This window comes from Dictyobacter halimunensis, from assembly GCF_036245075.1.
On record NZ_BSRI01000002.1, the window covers coordinates 4,954,508 to 4,968,171 of the forward strand.

Annotated in this window: 14 protein-coding genes; 13 read left to right on the top strand and 1 reads right to left on the bottom strand. The window is 57.8% G+C overall.

Going from position 1 to position 13,664, the window contains the following annotated elements:
- Nucleotides 1–3: 3 nt before the first annotated feature.
- The 6 genes from AABA21_RS34445 to AABA21_RS34470 all read left to right on the top strand — a co-directional run bounded on the left by AABA21_RS34445 (nucleotide 4) and on the right by AABA21_RS34470 (nucleotide 4,486).
- Nucleotides 4–759, top strand: coding sequence for a YybS family protein (locus AABA21_RS34445; protein ID WP_338257239.1), 756 nt, complete (start codon nucleotides 4–6; stop codon nucleotides 757–759).
- The gene (locus tag AABA21_RS34450) at nucleotides 756–1,622 is read left to right on the top strand and encodes an energy-coupling factor transporter ATPase (RefSeq protein ID WP_338257242.1); all 867 of its coding nucleotides are present in this window, start codon (nucleotides 756–758) and stop codon (nucleotides 1,620–1,622) included. The genes AABA21_RS34445 and AABA21_RS34450 overlap by 4 nt, the downstream gene beginning before the upstream one ends.
- The gene (locus tag AABA21_RS34455) at nucleotides 1,615–2,523 is read left to right on the top strand and encodes an energy-coupling factor transporter ATPase (protein WP_338257244.1); all 909 of its coding nucleotides are present in this window, start codon (nucleotides 1,615–1,617) and stop codon (nucleotides 2,521–2,523) included. Before AABA21_RS34450 ends, AABA21_RS34455 begins: the two co-directional genes overlap by 8 nt.
- 301 nt (nucleotides 2,524–2,824) lie before the next feature.
- On the top strand, nucleotides 2,825–3,118 hold the full coding sequence (locus AABA21_RS34460; protein ID WP_338257246.1) for a helix-turn-helix domain-containing protein: 294 nt from the start codon (nucleotides 2,825–2,827) through the stop codon (nucleotides 3,116–3,118).
- Nucleotides 3,119–3,150: 32 nt separating this feature from the next.
- A complete protein-coding gene (gene def, locus AABA21_RS34465; RefSeq protein ID WP_338257247.1) occupies nucleotides 3,151–3,672 on the top strand; it encodes a peptide deformylase in 522 nt (173 codons plus the stop codon).
- Between the two features lie 34 nt (nucleotides 3,673–3,706).
- Nucleotides 3,707–4,486: a TIGR01458 family HAD-type hydrolase gene (locus AABA21_RS34470; RefSeq protein WP_338257248.1), complete on the top strand. Its 780-nt coding sequence runs from the start codon at nucleotides 3,707–3,709 to the stop codon at nucleotides 4,484–4,486.
- A gap of 41 nt (nucleotides 4,487–4,527) precedes the next feature.
- Here AABA21_RS34470 and AABA21_RS34475 read toward each other — a convergent pair whose 3' ends face one another.
- The gene (locus AABA21_RS34475) at nucleotides 4,528–4,857 is read right to left on the bottom strand and encodes a hypothetical protein (protein WP_338257250.1); all 330 of its coding nucleotides are present in this window, start codon (nucleotides 4,855–4,857) and stop codon (nucleotides 4,528–4,530) included.
- 724 nt (nucleotides 4,858–5,581) lie between these two features.
- On the opposite strand from AABA21_RS34475, the gene AABA21_RS34480 reads away from it, so the two are divergent.
- The 7 genes from AABA21_RS34480 to AABA21_RS34510 all read left to right on the top strand — a co-directional run bounded on the left by AABA21_RS34480 (nucleotide 5,582) and on the right by AABA21_RS34510 (nucleotide 13,432).
- Nucleotides 5,582–6,121, top strand: coding sequence for an energy-coupling factor transporter transmembrane component T family protein (locus AABA21_RS34480; protein WP_338257251.1), 540 nt, complete (start codon nucleotides 5,582–5,584; stop codon nucleotides 6,119–6,121).
- Nucleotides 6,046–6,615, top strand: coding sequence for an energy-coupling factor transporter transmembrane component T family protein (locus AABA21_RS34485; RefSeq protein WP_338258521.1), 570 nt, complete (start codon nucleotides 6,046–6,048; stop codon nucleotides 6,613–6,615). The genes AABA21_RS34480 and AABA21_RS34485 overlap by 76 nt, the downstream gene beginning before the upstream one ends.
- An 86-nt stretch (nucleotides 6,616–6,701) precedes the next feature.
- A complete protein-coding gene (locus AABA21_RS34490) occupies nucleotides 6,702–7,046 on the top strand; it encodes an antibiotic biosynthesis monooxygenase family protein (protein WP_338257252.1) in 345 nt (114 codons plus the stop codon).
- A 541-nt stretch (nucleotides 7,047–7,587) separates the two neighbouring features.
- A complete protein-coding gene (locus tag AABA21_RS34495; RefSeq protein WP_338257253.1) occupies nucleotides 7,588–8,559 on the top strand; it encodes a homoserine kinase in 972 nt (323 codons plus the stop codon).
- Between the two features lie 328 nt (nucleotides 8,560–8,887).
- Complete coding sequence (locus tag AABA21_RS34500; RefSeq protein WP_338257254.1) at nucleotides 8,888–10,222, top strand: WD40/YVTN/BNR-like repeat-containing protein; 1,335 nt, start codon at nucleotides 8,888–8,890, stop codon at nucleotides 10,220–10,222.
- Nucleotides 10,223–10,355: 133 nt separating this feature from the next.
- A complete protein-coding gene (locus AABA21_RS34505) occupies nucleotides 10,356–10,952 on the top strand; it encodes an HD domain-containing protein (protein ID WP_338257255.1) in 597 nt (198 codons plus the stop codon).
- Nucleotides 10,953–11,161: 209 nt separating this feature from the next.
- Nucleotides 11,162–13,432 (top strand): glycosyltransferase family 39 protein, encoded by a 2,271-nt coding sequence (locus AABA21_RS34510; protein WP_338257256.1) that lies wholly within the window; start codon nucleotides 11,162–11,164, stop codon nucleotides 13,430–13,432.
- The last annotated feature ends 232 nt before the right edge of the window (nucleotides 13,433–13,664 follow it).

Below are 13,664 nucleotides of genomic sequence, written 5' to 3' on the forward strand. Positions count from 1 at the left end.
GGGATGTTTAGAAATTTACACGCGATCGAGATCGCGGAGGGCGCGCTGCTCGCTGATATCGCGGTGGCCTTTCAATTTATGGTTGCCTTTTTACCGATTGGCGCGGGCTTCTTCATATTCCTCAATATGGTCGTTTTTACGGTCCTCGTGCTGCGGCGTGGCCTGTATGTCGCGCTGATGGGCATGGTGACCGCTATCTGCCTGCTCTGCATCCTTATCGGCCCTCATGGTGCCACCTCACTGGTCACGGAAGGGCTGGCCGGCCTCTTTCTGGGCCTGACGATGAAGCATCGCTTACCCCATCTGCTGATTATCTTTCTGGGTGCGCTCTGTGGGTGTACGTACGTATTCATACTGGTTATTGGTGTAGCCTGGCTGACGGGTGTCCCATTTGATACCTATATCCGTAGTATGCACCGGGCCTATGATATGGCCATGCCTATTCTGGCGTTGGTCGCGCAGCATTTATGGCTGGGAACGTTCTGGCGGCGGCAGCTCTATCCCCTGATAGCGGCGCTGGCCCAATGGGGCTTTGCCCACTGGATGATTATGTTCTATACTCTTCTGTTCCTCTTCTTTATCCCGGCTATCCTGGTCATTTATTGGACGGCGAACTCGTTTGTGCGCCTGCTCGGCTATGATGTCCGCCCTCTCCTGGAGGGCAGGGTCGGTCGTCAGGTGCATCGTGCGCGCCGCCGCGTGATAACATTTATCCTAAAAAGAAAGGCCTGGCAGAAACGATGGAGCAGAGCAGCATGAGCACCTCCCCTTTGATCGACGTTCAGGATGTAACATATACCTATCCCGTTCAGCCGCGCAAGGTGGGTCGTGAGCAGGAGCTTCAACCAGAGCCGGCCTTGCGTGGCATCGATCTGCGCATCCAGCAGGGGGAGTACGTGGTGATTCTTGGCCACAATGGCAGTGGCAAGTCGACGCTGGCGCGCCAGTGTAACGCGCTGCTGCTGCCTGATGAGGGCCGCGTGCTGGTGGCGGGCATGGATACCCGCGATCTGTCCTGCCAGCGTACGATTCGGGAGCGCGTGGGGATGATCTTTCAGAATCCCGACAATCAGTTGATTGCGACGGTGGTGGAGGATGACGTGGCCTGGGGACTGACCGTGCGTGGATATGCCGCCTCCGAGATTCGGGCGCGGGTCGATAGCGCCCTGGAAGCGGTGGGCATCGCCCATCTGCGCCAGTTGCCTCCCCACCAGTTGTCGGGGGGACAGCGCCAGCGCCTGGCGATCGCCGGCATCCTGGCGCTGCAGCCGAGCTGTATTATCGCCGACGAGGCGACCTCGATGCTGGACCCCTTCTCGCGCCAGGAAATGGCCCGGCTGTTTGCCACCCTGCATCGCGAGCTGGGGCTGACCATCATGCAGGTAACCCATCTTCTGGAGGAGGCCGTCTATGCCGAGCGCATCGTGGTGATGGAGCAGGGCCGTGTGTTGGATGATGGGACGCCGGCGCAGATCTTCGGGGACCTGGAGCGGTTGCGCGCCCTCAAATTGATTATACCCGATCCCCTGGCGCTGGTCGCGCGCCTGCGGCAGGCCGGCTTCAACCTTGCTCCCGAGGCGGTATCGAACGAAGAGATTGCGCGGGAGATCGCCCATGCCTGATGCTATTATACAGGTCGAGCACCTTACCCATATCTACAAGACGCCCCCGCTTGAGAAGAAGGCGCTTGACGATGTCAGCCTGGAGATTAAGCGCGGAGATTGCGTGGCTCTGATCGGCTTTAACGGCTCGGGGAAGTCGACGCTGGTGCAGCACTTTAATGGCCTGCTGCGCCCGACCTCGGGCTCGCTGCGCGTCGACGGTGTCGATGTCGCAGCACCTCATGTGGACCTGCGGGCGCTGCGGCAGCGCGTGGGCATGCTCTTTCAGTTCCCTGAGTCGCAGCTGTTCGCGCCGACGGTCTACGCGGACGTCGCCTTTGGTCCCCAGCGCATGAAGCTGGGCCGCCACGAGGTCCGCGCGCGCGTGAAGGGAGCCCTGCGCAGCGTCGGCTTGCCGCCCGAAGAGTATGGCCATCGCTCGCCGTTCGCCCTCAGCGGCGGGCAGCGCAGGCGCGTCGCCCTGGCCGGCGTGCTGGCAATGTCGCCGCGCATCCTGATCCTGGACGAGCCCACCGTCGGACTCGACGGGGAGGGGCGCACGGAGTTCTATTCCCATCTGCAGAAAGTGCGCGACGAGCATGGCGTGACCATCATCCTGGTCTCGCACGACATGTCGGAGGTAGCGAGCATGGCCAGCTGGCTGTATGTTCTGCATCATGGCCGCATCGTCATGCAGGGGGAGCCGCGCCACGTCTTCGCGCGCGGCGAACAGCTGCGGGAATGGGACCTGGCTGTGCCACCGCTGCACGATCTGCTGGCCCAACTGCGCCGCCAGGGGATCGCGTTCCCCACAGACATCTCCACGGTCGATGAGGCCTTCAACTTCCTCCAGGCGCACAGACAAAAAAGCAGCTTCCAGGTTACTTGCCCGGAAGCTGAGGCAGATCAACCTCGTCGCTAGAGTCGGTCGACCTGAAAATGATTGCTGCTCGTGCGCCGCTCTATCCCAGGTGGAAGGCCACATGGCGGTGCGAACGAACTGGAACGCACCGGCCCCGTTGGCCAACGACCACAGGACGCGACAGGTGAACAGACAACAGCATCGTTCGAAAAATTCGAACATTTGTATTATACAACATACTCATTCCTATTTTCTATATTGTCTCGCGAAGCCACACCAATGCATTGACATGTCAGTACAGTAATCATAAAATGAAGCCGTATACGGGCGCCCAATCGCAGCCCGAAAAGGAGAGGGGATCATGACTGTTTCATGTCGTCTTCGTATCTTGCTCGCGCAGTTGAATCTAGAGCGGGCGCAGCAGGGGCAGTCGGCTCTCAGCCTGCGGCGCCTGGCTCAGGAGAGCGGCGTCTCTCAAAGCGTGCTCGTCTCGCTGCATACCGGGCGTAGCCAGCGTATCGATTACGCGACCATTGATCGCTTGCTCTCCTATTTCAACCTTTTCATGCCCGTCACGATCGATGATTTATTGACCTGGGAGCCAGAAGTTGAGACGAACCGGGTACATACCCTCCCGGCGGCCTTGCTTATGTGAGGCTTTTGTAGATATAGAGGAGTGACTCCACCATGGCGGTACGTGATCTAATCTATTATGGAAACCCGCTATTGCGGCAGAAGGCGAAGAAGATCCATCGCTTCGATGCCTCGTTGCCAAAGCTGGCTCAAGATATGTTTGAGACGATGCACGCCAATAACGGCGCGGGGCTGGCCGCGCCGCAGATTGCGCTGTCTATCCGCTTCTTCGTGGTCGAACTGACCGACCCGGAGACTGAGAAGCATTATAAGGTGGCGATGGCCAATCCCGAGATCGTCAAGTCCGAGGGCGAGCAGATCGGCCTGGATGGCTGCCTGAGCATTCCGGGCTACTATGGCGTCAATGTGCGGCGCGCGAACCGCGTGGTGGTCAAGGGTCAGGATGTGCGCGGCAAGCCTATGCGCATCGATGCTCAGGGCTATTTTGCCTGGGCCTTGCAGCATGAGATCGATCACCTGGACGGGATTCTCTATCTTGATCTGTTAGAGCGGCCAGAGGATCTGCGCGAGATAGATTCGAGTGAGACTGAAGAGGCGTCCGCCGCGCGTTCGTAGCGCGCTGTGTGGAAAAATTGAAAGGATGGATGTTATGCGCCCGATCCGTGGAGTGTTGCTAGATATCGATGGCGTGCTGCACGTAAGCATGCGGCCATTGCCCGGCGCCGCCGAGGCGCTGCGCTGGCTGGAGGAGCAGGGTTACGCCACCTGCTTTGTCAGCAATACGACGACAATGGCGCGCGCCACGCTGGCCCGGCAGCTGCAGCAGATCGGCCTGCCGGTCTCTGAGCAGCGCATGGTCACGGCCCCGGTGGCGGCGGCGCAATATATCCGCCAGCATTTTCCCGGCAAGCGTTGCTGGCTCCTGACCAAAGGCGATACGGCGGCTGATTTCGCGGGCATCGAGCTGGTGGAGCACGACGCCGAGGTGGTGGTGATCGGCGGCGCTGAAGAGTTGCTGACCTATGAAGCGATGAACGAGGCGTTCCGCTGCATCATGGCGGGGGCGCCCCTGCTGGCTCTGCATAAGAATATGTACTGGAAGACCAAACATGGTTTGCAACTGGATAGTGGACCCTTTGTGCGGGCGCTGGAGATCGCCAGCGGGAAAGAGGCGATTGTGCTTGGTAAGCCTACGGCCGACTTTTTTGAGCAGGCGCTGCGTGCCATCGGCTGTGTGGCCGATGAGACCGTGATGGTCGGCGATGATATCGAGAATGACGTTGGAGGAGCCCAGAAAGCCGGGCTGCGTGGCATATTTGTCTGCACCGGTAAGCACCGGGCCGACTCTCCATTGCTGAAGCACGTTCAGCCAGAGGCGATTCTGCCCGCGCTGGCCGACCTGCCACAATGGCTGCAAAAGCAGTCCTGAAGTCTTGTCGCAACTTTATTTGGGGCGACGTCTCGCGCGCCTCAGCCTTGCCTGGCGGAGTGCGCCGAAAAAAAAGCGAAGCGATGAAAAATGCGTTCGCCCAGCGGCTTGCGCGGTGTATGACCAACCACCGCCGGTGCATCGGTATTCCACACCTGCTCGTGTAGCGAGATCACCTCTCCTACCTGTTTTTGAACGGACTCCGGGAGCAGCTCAGAGACCAGCGACAGTGTAACGACGGTGGCCGCGTCAACCTCGATCCGCTTTAACGTAACATCGCTGCTGATCGCCAGATCCCGTTCCAGACTTGCCCTGGTATCATCCAACTGTTGCCGAATGCGCTCTAATTGTTGTGATTGTGTTTCTACCATAGCAAAACGCTTCCTTCTCAATCTCGAAATACCTGGTGCATCTCTTATAAAGTATACGTTTAAAAAGCGAAATTGGATAGCCTCCCCCATCCAGGTGTGCCATTCATGTTTTTACCAAAGAGCGGCAACAAAAGCCGCAACGCCCCGAAAGCCGCAACGCTCCCACCAACGAGAACCGCCCCTGTAGGGTCGACCTTCAACGGTCGACCGGGCTGCCAGCGCCAGCGACGGCAGCCCACGTGCCCTCACGACCCCGCTTCCCTTGCCTTCCACGCCCGCCCACGTGGTTCCCACACGCCAACGTTGCGCAGGCGTACCCAAAAGCGAACGTTCCTCCTAGGGTACCACGTGGGGCGAGATGTCATTCACGAGAAGCCGAACCGGCCGGGTACGTGGCCCGCAATCGCTGGCGCCCGCGGGCCTACAGGGGCGGTTCTCGTTGGTGGGGCGTTTCGTGTTCTTGTCGCCTTCTCTTTTTGCAAAAACATGAATGACTCCCCATCCAGGACCTTAAGTTTTCGCACCCGCGATGTTCACACGTCCGTTGTGTATTGGTGTATGTGGGGCGCATTAGCACCCCTGCCACACTAACCAACAGCGCGGACGCGTAGCGAACGCGCGTGTGGGGGCGCCCACACCCACGTCCTCCTTCTAGAGGTTTCAGGTGCTGGCTCGCAAGAGTATACTATTAGCGAAACGGAATAGAAGGATACACGCTACAGCTATGTTGGAAAAAATTTCTCTGGGCATCTTTTATCCTGGCACCAGCGTCATTCATCGCCTGCAGGCCCGTACCAAAGTGCTGATTATCGTCTGGCTGATTGGAACATTGCTGATCGCCAATCACCGGCAATGGCACTTTATCCCCTATATTGTGGCGATCGCGCTGATGCTTGCGGGCGTACTCGCCTCTGGTATCTCGCTGCGGGACTTTGGGAAGCGGCTCTGGTTTCTGGTGCTGATCGTTTTTTCGAGCCTGCTCATCTCAATTTTCGGCGCGGTCAGTGATGGCCGGGTGATCTGGAGCCTGGGACCCTGGCGGCTCGGCTATGCGAGCCTGCAACAGGATCTGCTGTGGCTGTGTGTCGCTTCGCTGGTGTTTTTGGGCTGGTCCTGCTGCCACCATTGCGCGGCTGGCGTAAGCGCTATTTCTGGTTACGCTTCCTCCACCGGCTGGCGTTGCTGGCCGTGCTCGGCTCCTTGCTGTTTTTCTGGCTCACTAATGGCTATGCCGCCAATCGCCCCATGCAGGTTGGGCCGCTGATTATTACTCAACAGGGGGCGTGGCTGACGGTCGTTACCTTTGTGGCCTTCTGCGTGCTCTTTGTCTCATCCACCCTGCTCACTATGACGACGCGGCCCGTCGCGCTGATCGAGGGCCTGACCCTGTTGCTCTCGCCGCTGCGCCGTCTGAAGCTACCCGTGGATGATTTCGCTCTCATGCTCCTGCTGGCCCTGCGCTTCATCCCCACCTTGCTGGAAGAGGCGGATCAGCTCATGAAAGCCCAGGCCGCGCGGGGTGCCGATATCATGCACGGAACGGCGCGCGAGCGCTTCCAGAGCCTGGCCATGTTCTTTGTGCCCCTGGTGCAGGGGGTGTTGCGCCGCGCCTCCGAGCTCGCCACCGCTCTCGACGCTCGCGGCTATCAGAGCGAGGGACCCCGCACCCTGTTGTACGAACAGCCCCTTGGCCGCCTGGACTACCTGGTCCTCGGCCTCGTCATCCTTGTCACCACCGTCCCCCTTTTCCTGCCGTAGGTGCCTGCCGGGCTTGCCCCGGCTTGCCCGTCCCTATCACGTGTCCCAATAAGAGGAATGTCTGGCACTCAGAAAGGACCAACACTATGATCGCTGTAATCTTTGAAGTCTTTCCCAGAGATGAGCGCAAGCAAGAATATCTCGATATCGCCGCGAACTTACGGCCGTACCTGGATGATATTGATGGATTTATCTCAATTGAGCGTTTTGAAAGCCTCACTAATCCTGGAAAAATTCTCTCGCTGTCATTTTGGAGAGACGAAAAGGCGATTGAGCAATGGCGTCAACTCGGTGTACATCGGGCTGCTCAGAGCAAGGGACGTCAGTCTATCTTTCAGGACTATCATCTGAGAATCGCTGGTGTCGTGCGTGATTATGGGATGTTCGATCGCGAACAGGCACCGGTAGACAGCCAGGCGTTCCATCGCTAGTGGCTGCCCATGCGTTCCCGAGGATCAGGAAAAAGATGAACTTGAGCATGATGTGTTTTTCTTAACCTTGTAATCAGCGCTCAGAAGAAATCTTCACGCTATCTCAACAAATTATCAACTGCATCTCCTTTGCCATCCTGTATCATCATGTGTGGGGAAAGCGCTACCGGAAATGCGGTCTGGGGGGGCTCATACTTTGCGCGTAGCGTGGGCATGGTGCAGTGTCTGTTCCGCTTACAGCCAACGCCTGTGAGGGAGATCTGCTTGTTTGGTGCACAGGCACAGTTCTCGCATTCACAGTTCAGAGGCAAACTCTGCGGCCAGGTCTGCCTGTCAGCAGCCTTGCTGCCAGAGCTTTCTGGCGAACAGCCTGCCAACCGGATGTTATCCATTGCAATTCTCGCAATGCGGAATCCGCTCAGGCGGATTCAAGCGGGTCCTTGTACTCCTTAAAGGACTTCGCTCTGGGGGAAGACAAAAAGGGAGGGTCTTGTGGCCCTCCCTTTTGCCGTTTTCTTTCCTATCTGATAGAATAGCTGCCATGGCAGTAAAAACACCGTTTTCGGCATCTGAATTCAAAGAGATCCTCGCGCGCTACGATCTGGGTGCGCTGCTGGATTTCGCGCCCATCGCGCATGGATCGGTACAGACGAATTTTTTCTTGCAGACTACGCAGGGCCGGTTTGTGTTCCGGTATTACGAGAATCGCTCGCCCGGCTCTGTCGCTTTCGAGAGCCACCTGCTTCAATATCTGACACAGCAGCACTATCCCTGTCCCGCCGTCTTGCTGGACAGACACGGAGCTGCACTCGGTATCTATCACGAGAAGCCGTACCTCCTGTTTACATTCGTCGATGGCGAGCACCTCGAACGACCAGACGAGCGGCAGCAGCAACAGCTTATTCAACGGGTCGCTCAATTGCAGAATATTACCAGGGACTACCAGCCAGTCAACAAGGACGAGCGTCTGAACTATACCGTTGAGAATTGCCGCGAACTGGCCCGGCAGCAGGCGCGGCGCATTGGCACCACCAACGCACATGAGAAGTTGGTGTGGTTCGAGCGCGTCCTGGCGCGACTGCAACTGCCATCCTCGTTGCCCTGTGGCATCTGCCACTGCGACTTCCACTTCTCAAACATCCTCTTCAAAGACGGTGAGTTCGCCGCCCTGCTCGACTTTGACGATGCCAACTACACCTTCCTGACCTACGATCTCGTCACCCTGATTCACCCGTTTCTCCCTACCTTTGACTGGTATAGCTGGTCCGACTTCCAACCAGGCGACCACATCCTCGACTTCAGCGCCGCCAGCCGGACCGTGCGCGAGTACGAGCGCTATCGGCCCCTGCGAGCCGACGAAAAGCAGCACCTCTTCGACATCTTCCAACTAAGCATCATGTTCGACTGCATCTGGTACTTTGAGCGCGGTCAGGTCAGCGATTTCTTCGAGAAGCGCAAAATCGACGCCCTCGATGCCCTCGGCCGAGACGCCTTTTATCGCTCTCTTTTTTAGAATATGTCTTGCTCACATGATTATCACCTGCAGACTGCATGCTTTTTCGCACCAACACACAAAACCAGTGCGGCCGCACATGCGGCCGCCTATGTGTGGGCGACCATGTCCCCCTGTATGACGAGGGTAAGATTTACTTTAATAAAAATCGGGAAAAATGCCCATTGACGGAATAGATGCATAACGGTTATCCTTCTTCCTAGAACAAAATTTCTTTTCAGATCTAAAAAGTTAGAAAAAGTAACAAATTGAGCCCGAAAAACATCATTATAGTTAAAGGGCGCTCTGATAGATGAAATTTTTGAGAAAAAAATAAAGGGAAAAGATTATGTCGCGTTTCTTCTATATGTTGCGCGAAGATGCGTATCATCCCTGGTTTCGCTTCCTCGCCTTGTTACCACTGCTTGGCGCGCTAATCATGCTTGCTGGCTGTGGCGCGAACGCAGATCAGGAGTCTACCAGTGGTGACAGCAAAACCATCAAGCCATCTCCAACCATGCTGGCTCCGGCGACTGTATTGAAGGGTGTCTTTCAGTCTATCCATATGCTCACAACCACGGACGGTTGGGCCGTAAGCCAGTCCGTGCCGGGCGCGGGCGGCTATAGCATTTTGCGTACGCGCGATGGCGGCGTCCACTGGCAGGCGATGCTGAATTGTGTCTCGACGCAGGGCCAGGGCAAGGGATTCATCGCTCCCTGCATCACCGATTTTCGTTCGGCGACCGTGGCGACCGTAACGGCTCCTCAGGTTGATGAGAAGACGCAGGTCTCTAGCTCTCACATTTACCATACCAGCGATGGCGGCATGACCTGGCAGAGCTCGACCATCCATGCACGCCCCCTGGAGACGGCAGCTGTCTTTGCGGATGGGCAGCATGGCTGGTTCCTGGGGACCGATCATTTTCCCGGACCCGATCCCGGTAGCGCCTATATCGGCGGCCAGATCGCCCTTTATCGCACTTCCGATGGTGGGCAGAACTGGCAGCGGGTCATCGGTGGTCCCTCAACCTCACAACTGCCTACGACCAGCGACGACGCCTATGGCACGGCTCCCCTGACCGCCAATGCCCGGCTGCAATTTAGCTCGTCACAGACCGGCTGGCTGGCCGGCAACACATACCATGACGTCAGCAATAGCCAGGGCTGGCTCTATGTCACCCACGACGCCGGCAGCAGCTGGAATCCCGTCACGCTCCCCGACAAGAGCGTAACCTTCTTGAGCCCGCCAACCTTCTTTGGTGAGCAACAAGGTCTGCTACTGGCTTCGGCCAATAGTTCTTCGCCTGCTACCCGCTTCTACACAACCAGCGATGGTGGCCAGAGCTGGCATTGGAATGGAGCCGCCGCGAAATTCACGTTATTGAACGATAGTGTGGTGGATCTCCAGCATGCCTGGAGCCTGGGGAATAGCGATGATCGCCTTCTCTATCTCACCTCGGATGGAGGCCAGAACTGGCAGAAGCATACTCTACCGTCGCAGTTCAACCGTTATGGACCAGCATCTTTTGTCAACGCCCAGGTCGGCTGGATGATCGCTATGCACACCAACCATATGGGTCTTCCCGAACCCGGCGGTGGTTTGCGAAAAGGAGACGTCAGCGTGCTGCTACGGACCAGCGATGGCGGTCAGAGCTGGCACGAGGTGTCGCGCTCCCAGATTTAAGGAGGGTTGCCGTTACAGCTGATCATGATTGTCCATTAAGTGGCATTAGGAAGGGCACCCTTGGTGAAAAAGCTGAGACACCGCATTATGATAGAATGAGGCGCTATATCAAATTTACAGAGAAGGACTCCTCATGATTGATACCACACGCCTCACACAAATTCTGCGTTTCCTGGAAATCATCGATCAGTTCAAGACCATTTATCGCGCCAACTATCTGAGCTCACAGAGCAGACACGAGAACGATGCCGAGCATACCTGGCATATGGCGATGTTCGCCTTACTCTTGCACAAAGAATTGAGTACAGAGGTCGATATCGAGCATACCCTCAAACTGATTTTGACGCATGACCTGGTGGAGATCTACGCGGGTGATACGCCCGCTTTTGATATCGCTGGAAATCTTGATAGAGAGGAGCGCGAGGAACGGGCGGCCCAGGCGTTATTCGCGCAGTTGCCAGAGGACCTGGGCACGCAGATCTATGACTGGTGGAGAGAGTTTGAAGCGTGCACAACACCTGAAGCCAGGTATGCGCGCGCCGTCGACAAGCTGCAGTCGTTTGCCCAGAATATATTCTCTCAGGGACGCAACTGGCGCGAGAATGGCGTCTCCGCTGAGAGAAGCCGCGTTTTAAACGGAGCCGCGCGCCAGTTTGATCCAGCCCTGACCGAGGCCTTTGAGCTGCTCTACCAGCGTGGGATCGAGGAAAATTACTACGCGTCTTTGTAGACCCTTAGATTGGATTTTCATTGGAGAGGGGCAGATTTTAAATTTTATTTACAATTACCTGTGCGTTTATTGAGATATTCCCTTTATACTTGGCTCATACAAGGAAATCCTCCCTTCCTCCACACATGCTGCGTTGCGCTATGGCAGCGCAACGCAGCACCCTGATACGAATGTGAATGGACTCCCAATTTAAGGAGATAGATTAGGCCATGGCTGATATCGCTGATGCTTCAACAGTATCGCCAATCGATACAACGTTGCCGCAGCGCAAGACGGAGAAGCCGCGTCTCTGGAACCGCGTCGCGCTGGCGGCGGTTTTATTGCTTGCGGTGTTTATGGACTTTTTTCAACTGGGCCAGAACGGGTACGGGAACGCATACTATGCCGCTGGTGTGCGTAGTATGGCGGATAGCTGGCACAATTTCTTTTTCGTTTCCTTCGATCCCGGTGGTTTCGTGACGATCGATAAGCCGCCGCTGGGCTTCTGGCTGCAGACGCTGAGTACGAAGATCTTTGGCTTTACGCCGTTTAGTATCTTTTTGCCGCAGGCGTTGTGTGGCGTGCTGGCGGTCTGGCTGCTCTACGCCCTGGTGAAGCGCCACTTTGGGGCGATCGCGGGGCTGCTGGCAGGGCTGGCGCTGGCCGTTACGCCGATCAGCGTGGTGACCAATCGCAATAATACCATCGATGGCACTCTGGCCCTGGTTCTGCTGTTGGCCGCGTGGGCGGTGATCCGTGCCGCCGAAAGCGGCAAGCTGCGCTGGCTGCTGCTGAGCGCCGTGTTTGTCGGTGTCGGCTTCAATGTGAAGATGGCCGAGGCCTACCTGGTGGTGCCTGCGCTGGGACTGACCTACCTGCTGTGCGCGCCTCGTCCGCTGTGGACGCGCATCTGGCACCTGGCGCTGGCCCTGCTGGTGATGCTGCTGCTCTCCCTCTCGTGGGCCCTGGCGGTGGATCTGACCCCGGTGTCGCAGCGTCCCTACGTTGGCTCGACCCAGAATAATTCTGAGTTGAGCCTGGCCTTTGGCTACAACGGCCTGAACCGCCTGCACATTGGCGGCAATAACGGCTTTGGTGGCCGCAATCGCAACGGCAATCCGTTTAACCAGAATACGCCGCGCTCCAATACGACCGGCGGCGGGCAGAATAGTACGGCCGCTCAACAATCTCCCTTGCCTGGTGGTGGCAATAACAATGGCAACACCGGTCCTGGCAATACTGGCCCCGGTGGGGGCGGTATTGGCTTTGGGGGTAATGGTTTTGGTCGCAATGGCGGTGCTGACGGCAACGGCAATGCCGCGCGCCAGTTCGCGGGTGGCGCGGGTGGTTTCCAGACGGGGGCGGCGGGACCGTTCCGCCTCTTTAGCGCGACGCTGGGCGGTCAGATCGGCTGGCTGCTGCCGTTCGCGCTGGTGGCGATCGTGGCCCTGGCGGTGCAGCGTCGCTGGCGCCTGCAGGTAGATAATCAGCAGCTGGCGATGGTGTTGTGGGGGATGTGGCTGCTGGCAATGGCGATCTTCTTTTCGGTCGATGGCTCTTTCCACCAGTACTACATGACCGAGATGTCACCAGGACTGAGCGCCCTGGTCGGTATCGGCGTGGTGGTGATGTGGCGCGCCTATCGCGGCCACGACTGGGACGGCTGGCTGCTGCCGATCGCACTGGGACTGACGGCGGTGGCGCAGCTGTATATGCTGTCCAGCTATCCTTCCTGGTATCAGTGGCTCAGCCCCATTATCGGCGTGCTGGCCGTAGTTGGCATTGGCATCCTGGTTCTGCTGCGCCTGCCCCTGCATGTGCAGTTCGATCTGCCGCGTCCGCGCATCGCGGGTGGCGCGGTGGCGCTTGGCCTGCTGGCCTTGTTGATCGCGCCCACCATCTGGTCCGGCTACTCGGTACTCCGTAATACGGAGTCATCGGCCCCGACCTCCGGGCCCAGCGCGCAGGTTGCTTTTGCCCTGCCGGGTGGGAACAATGCGGCCCGCGCGGCCCGCAATAACCTGGGCAACGCGTTCCAGGGCGGCTTTGGTGCTGGCGGAAACGCGGACCCGGGCCTGATATCATACCTGGAGGCCCACCAGGGCAACACAAAGTTTCTGGTAGCCACGCCAAGCTCACAAACGGCCGATTCGATCATCCTGTCCACCAATAAGCCTGTGATGGCGCTGGGAGGTTTTAGTGGTGGTGATCCCATCCTGACCACCAGCGACCTGCAGAACCTGATCCACAACGGGACCGTGCGCTACTTCTGGCTCGGAGGGGCTCGCGGTGGCGGCCAGTTCAACATCAATCAGCTTCCGGAGCAATTCCGCCAGTTCTTCGCCAATGGCGCCCCTGGCGGCTTCGGTCGTCAGAATCAGGCCACCACCTGGGTCACCAGCCATTGTAGCGTCGTCCCCGCCAGCTCATGGCAATCGGGCGGCTCCACTAATAACCAGGGAACCAACCAGCTCTACGACTGCGGCACCCCGCAATCGTAATTGACATAAATCCCCTCTTCCAGACGAAAGGAGCGGCAGGCCAGCGTAGCCCCGCCACTCCTTTCTCTGTTATCCTCCTCTGGAGGCGACTGTAGGTGCCGGAATCGCTCCCCATATGCTTAACACAACGAGACGGACATGTCTCAAAAACCACAAAATACCATCAAAATCCAAACGAATCCCGAACATGAACGCCTCCGAATATGAAACGCCTCCTCCAACGCGAAAACGC

What these genes read in the sequence shown, in the direction of transcription:
- AABA21_RS34445 (WP_338257239.1), top strand. Translation starts at nt 4, where the DNA reads ATGTTTAGAAATTTACACGCGATCGAGATCGCGGAGGGCGCGCTGCTC.
- AABA21_RS34450 (WP_338257242.1), top strand. Translation starts at nt 756, where the DNA reads ATGAGCACCTCCCCTTTGATCGACGTTCAGGATGTAACATATACCTAT.
- AABA21_RS34455 (WP_338257244.1), top strand. Translation starts at nt 1,615, where the DNA reads ATGCCTGATGCTATTATACAGGTCGAGCACCTTACCCATATCTACAAG.
- AABA21_RS34460 (WP_338257246.1), top strand. Translation starts at nt 2,825, where the DNA reads ATGACTGTTTCATGTCGTCTTCGTATCTTGCTCGCGCAGTTGAATCTA.
- def (WP_338257247.1), top strand. Translation starts at nt 3,151, where the DNA reads ATGGCGGTACGTGATCTAATCTATTATGGAAACCCGCTATTGCGGCAG.
- AABA21_RS34470 (WP_338257248.1), top strand. Translation starts at nt 3,707, where the DNA reads ATGCGCCCGATCCGTGGAGTGTTGCTAGATATCGATGGCGTGCTGCAC.
- AABA21_RS34475 (WP_338257250.1), bottom strand. Translation starts at nt 4,857, where the DNA reads ATGGTAGAAACACAATCACAACAATTAGAGCGCATTCGGCAACAGTTG.
- AABA21_RS34480 (WP_338257251.1), top strand. Translation starts at nt 5,582, where the DNA reads ATGTTGGAAAAAATTTCTCTGGGCATCTTTTATCCTGGCACCAGCGTC.
- AABA21_RS34490 (WP_338257252.1), top strand. Translation starts at nt 6,702, where the DNA reads ATGATCGCTGTAATCTTTGAAGTCTTTCCCAGAGATGAGCGCAAGCAA.
- AABA21_RS34495 (WP_338257253.1), top strand. Translation starts at nt 7,588, where the DNA reads ATGGCAGTAAAAACACCGTTTTCGGCATCTGAATTCAAAGAGATCCTC.
- AABA21_RS34500 (WP_338257254.1), top strand. Translation starts at nt 8,888, where the DNA reads ATGTCGCGTTTCTTCTATATGTTGCGCGAAGATGCGTATCATCCCTGG.
- AABA21_RS34505 (WP_338257255.1), top strand. Translation starts at nt 10,356, where the DNA reads ATGATTGATACCACACGCCTCACACAAATTCTGCGTTTCCTGGAAATC.
- AABA21_RS34510 (WP_338257256.1), top strand. Translation starts at nt 11,162, where the DNA reads ATGGCTGATATCGCTGATGCTTCAACAGTATCGCCAATCGATACAACG.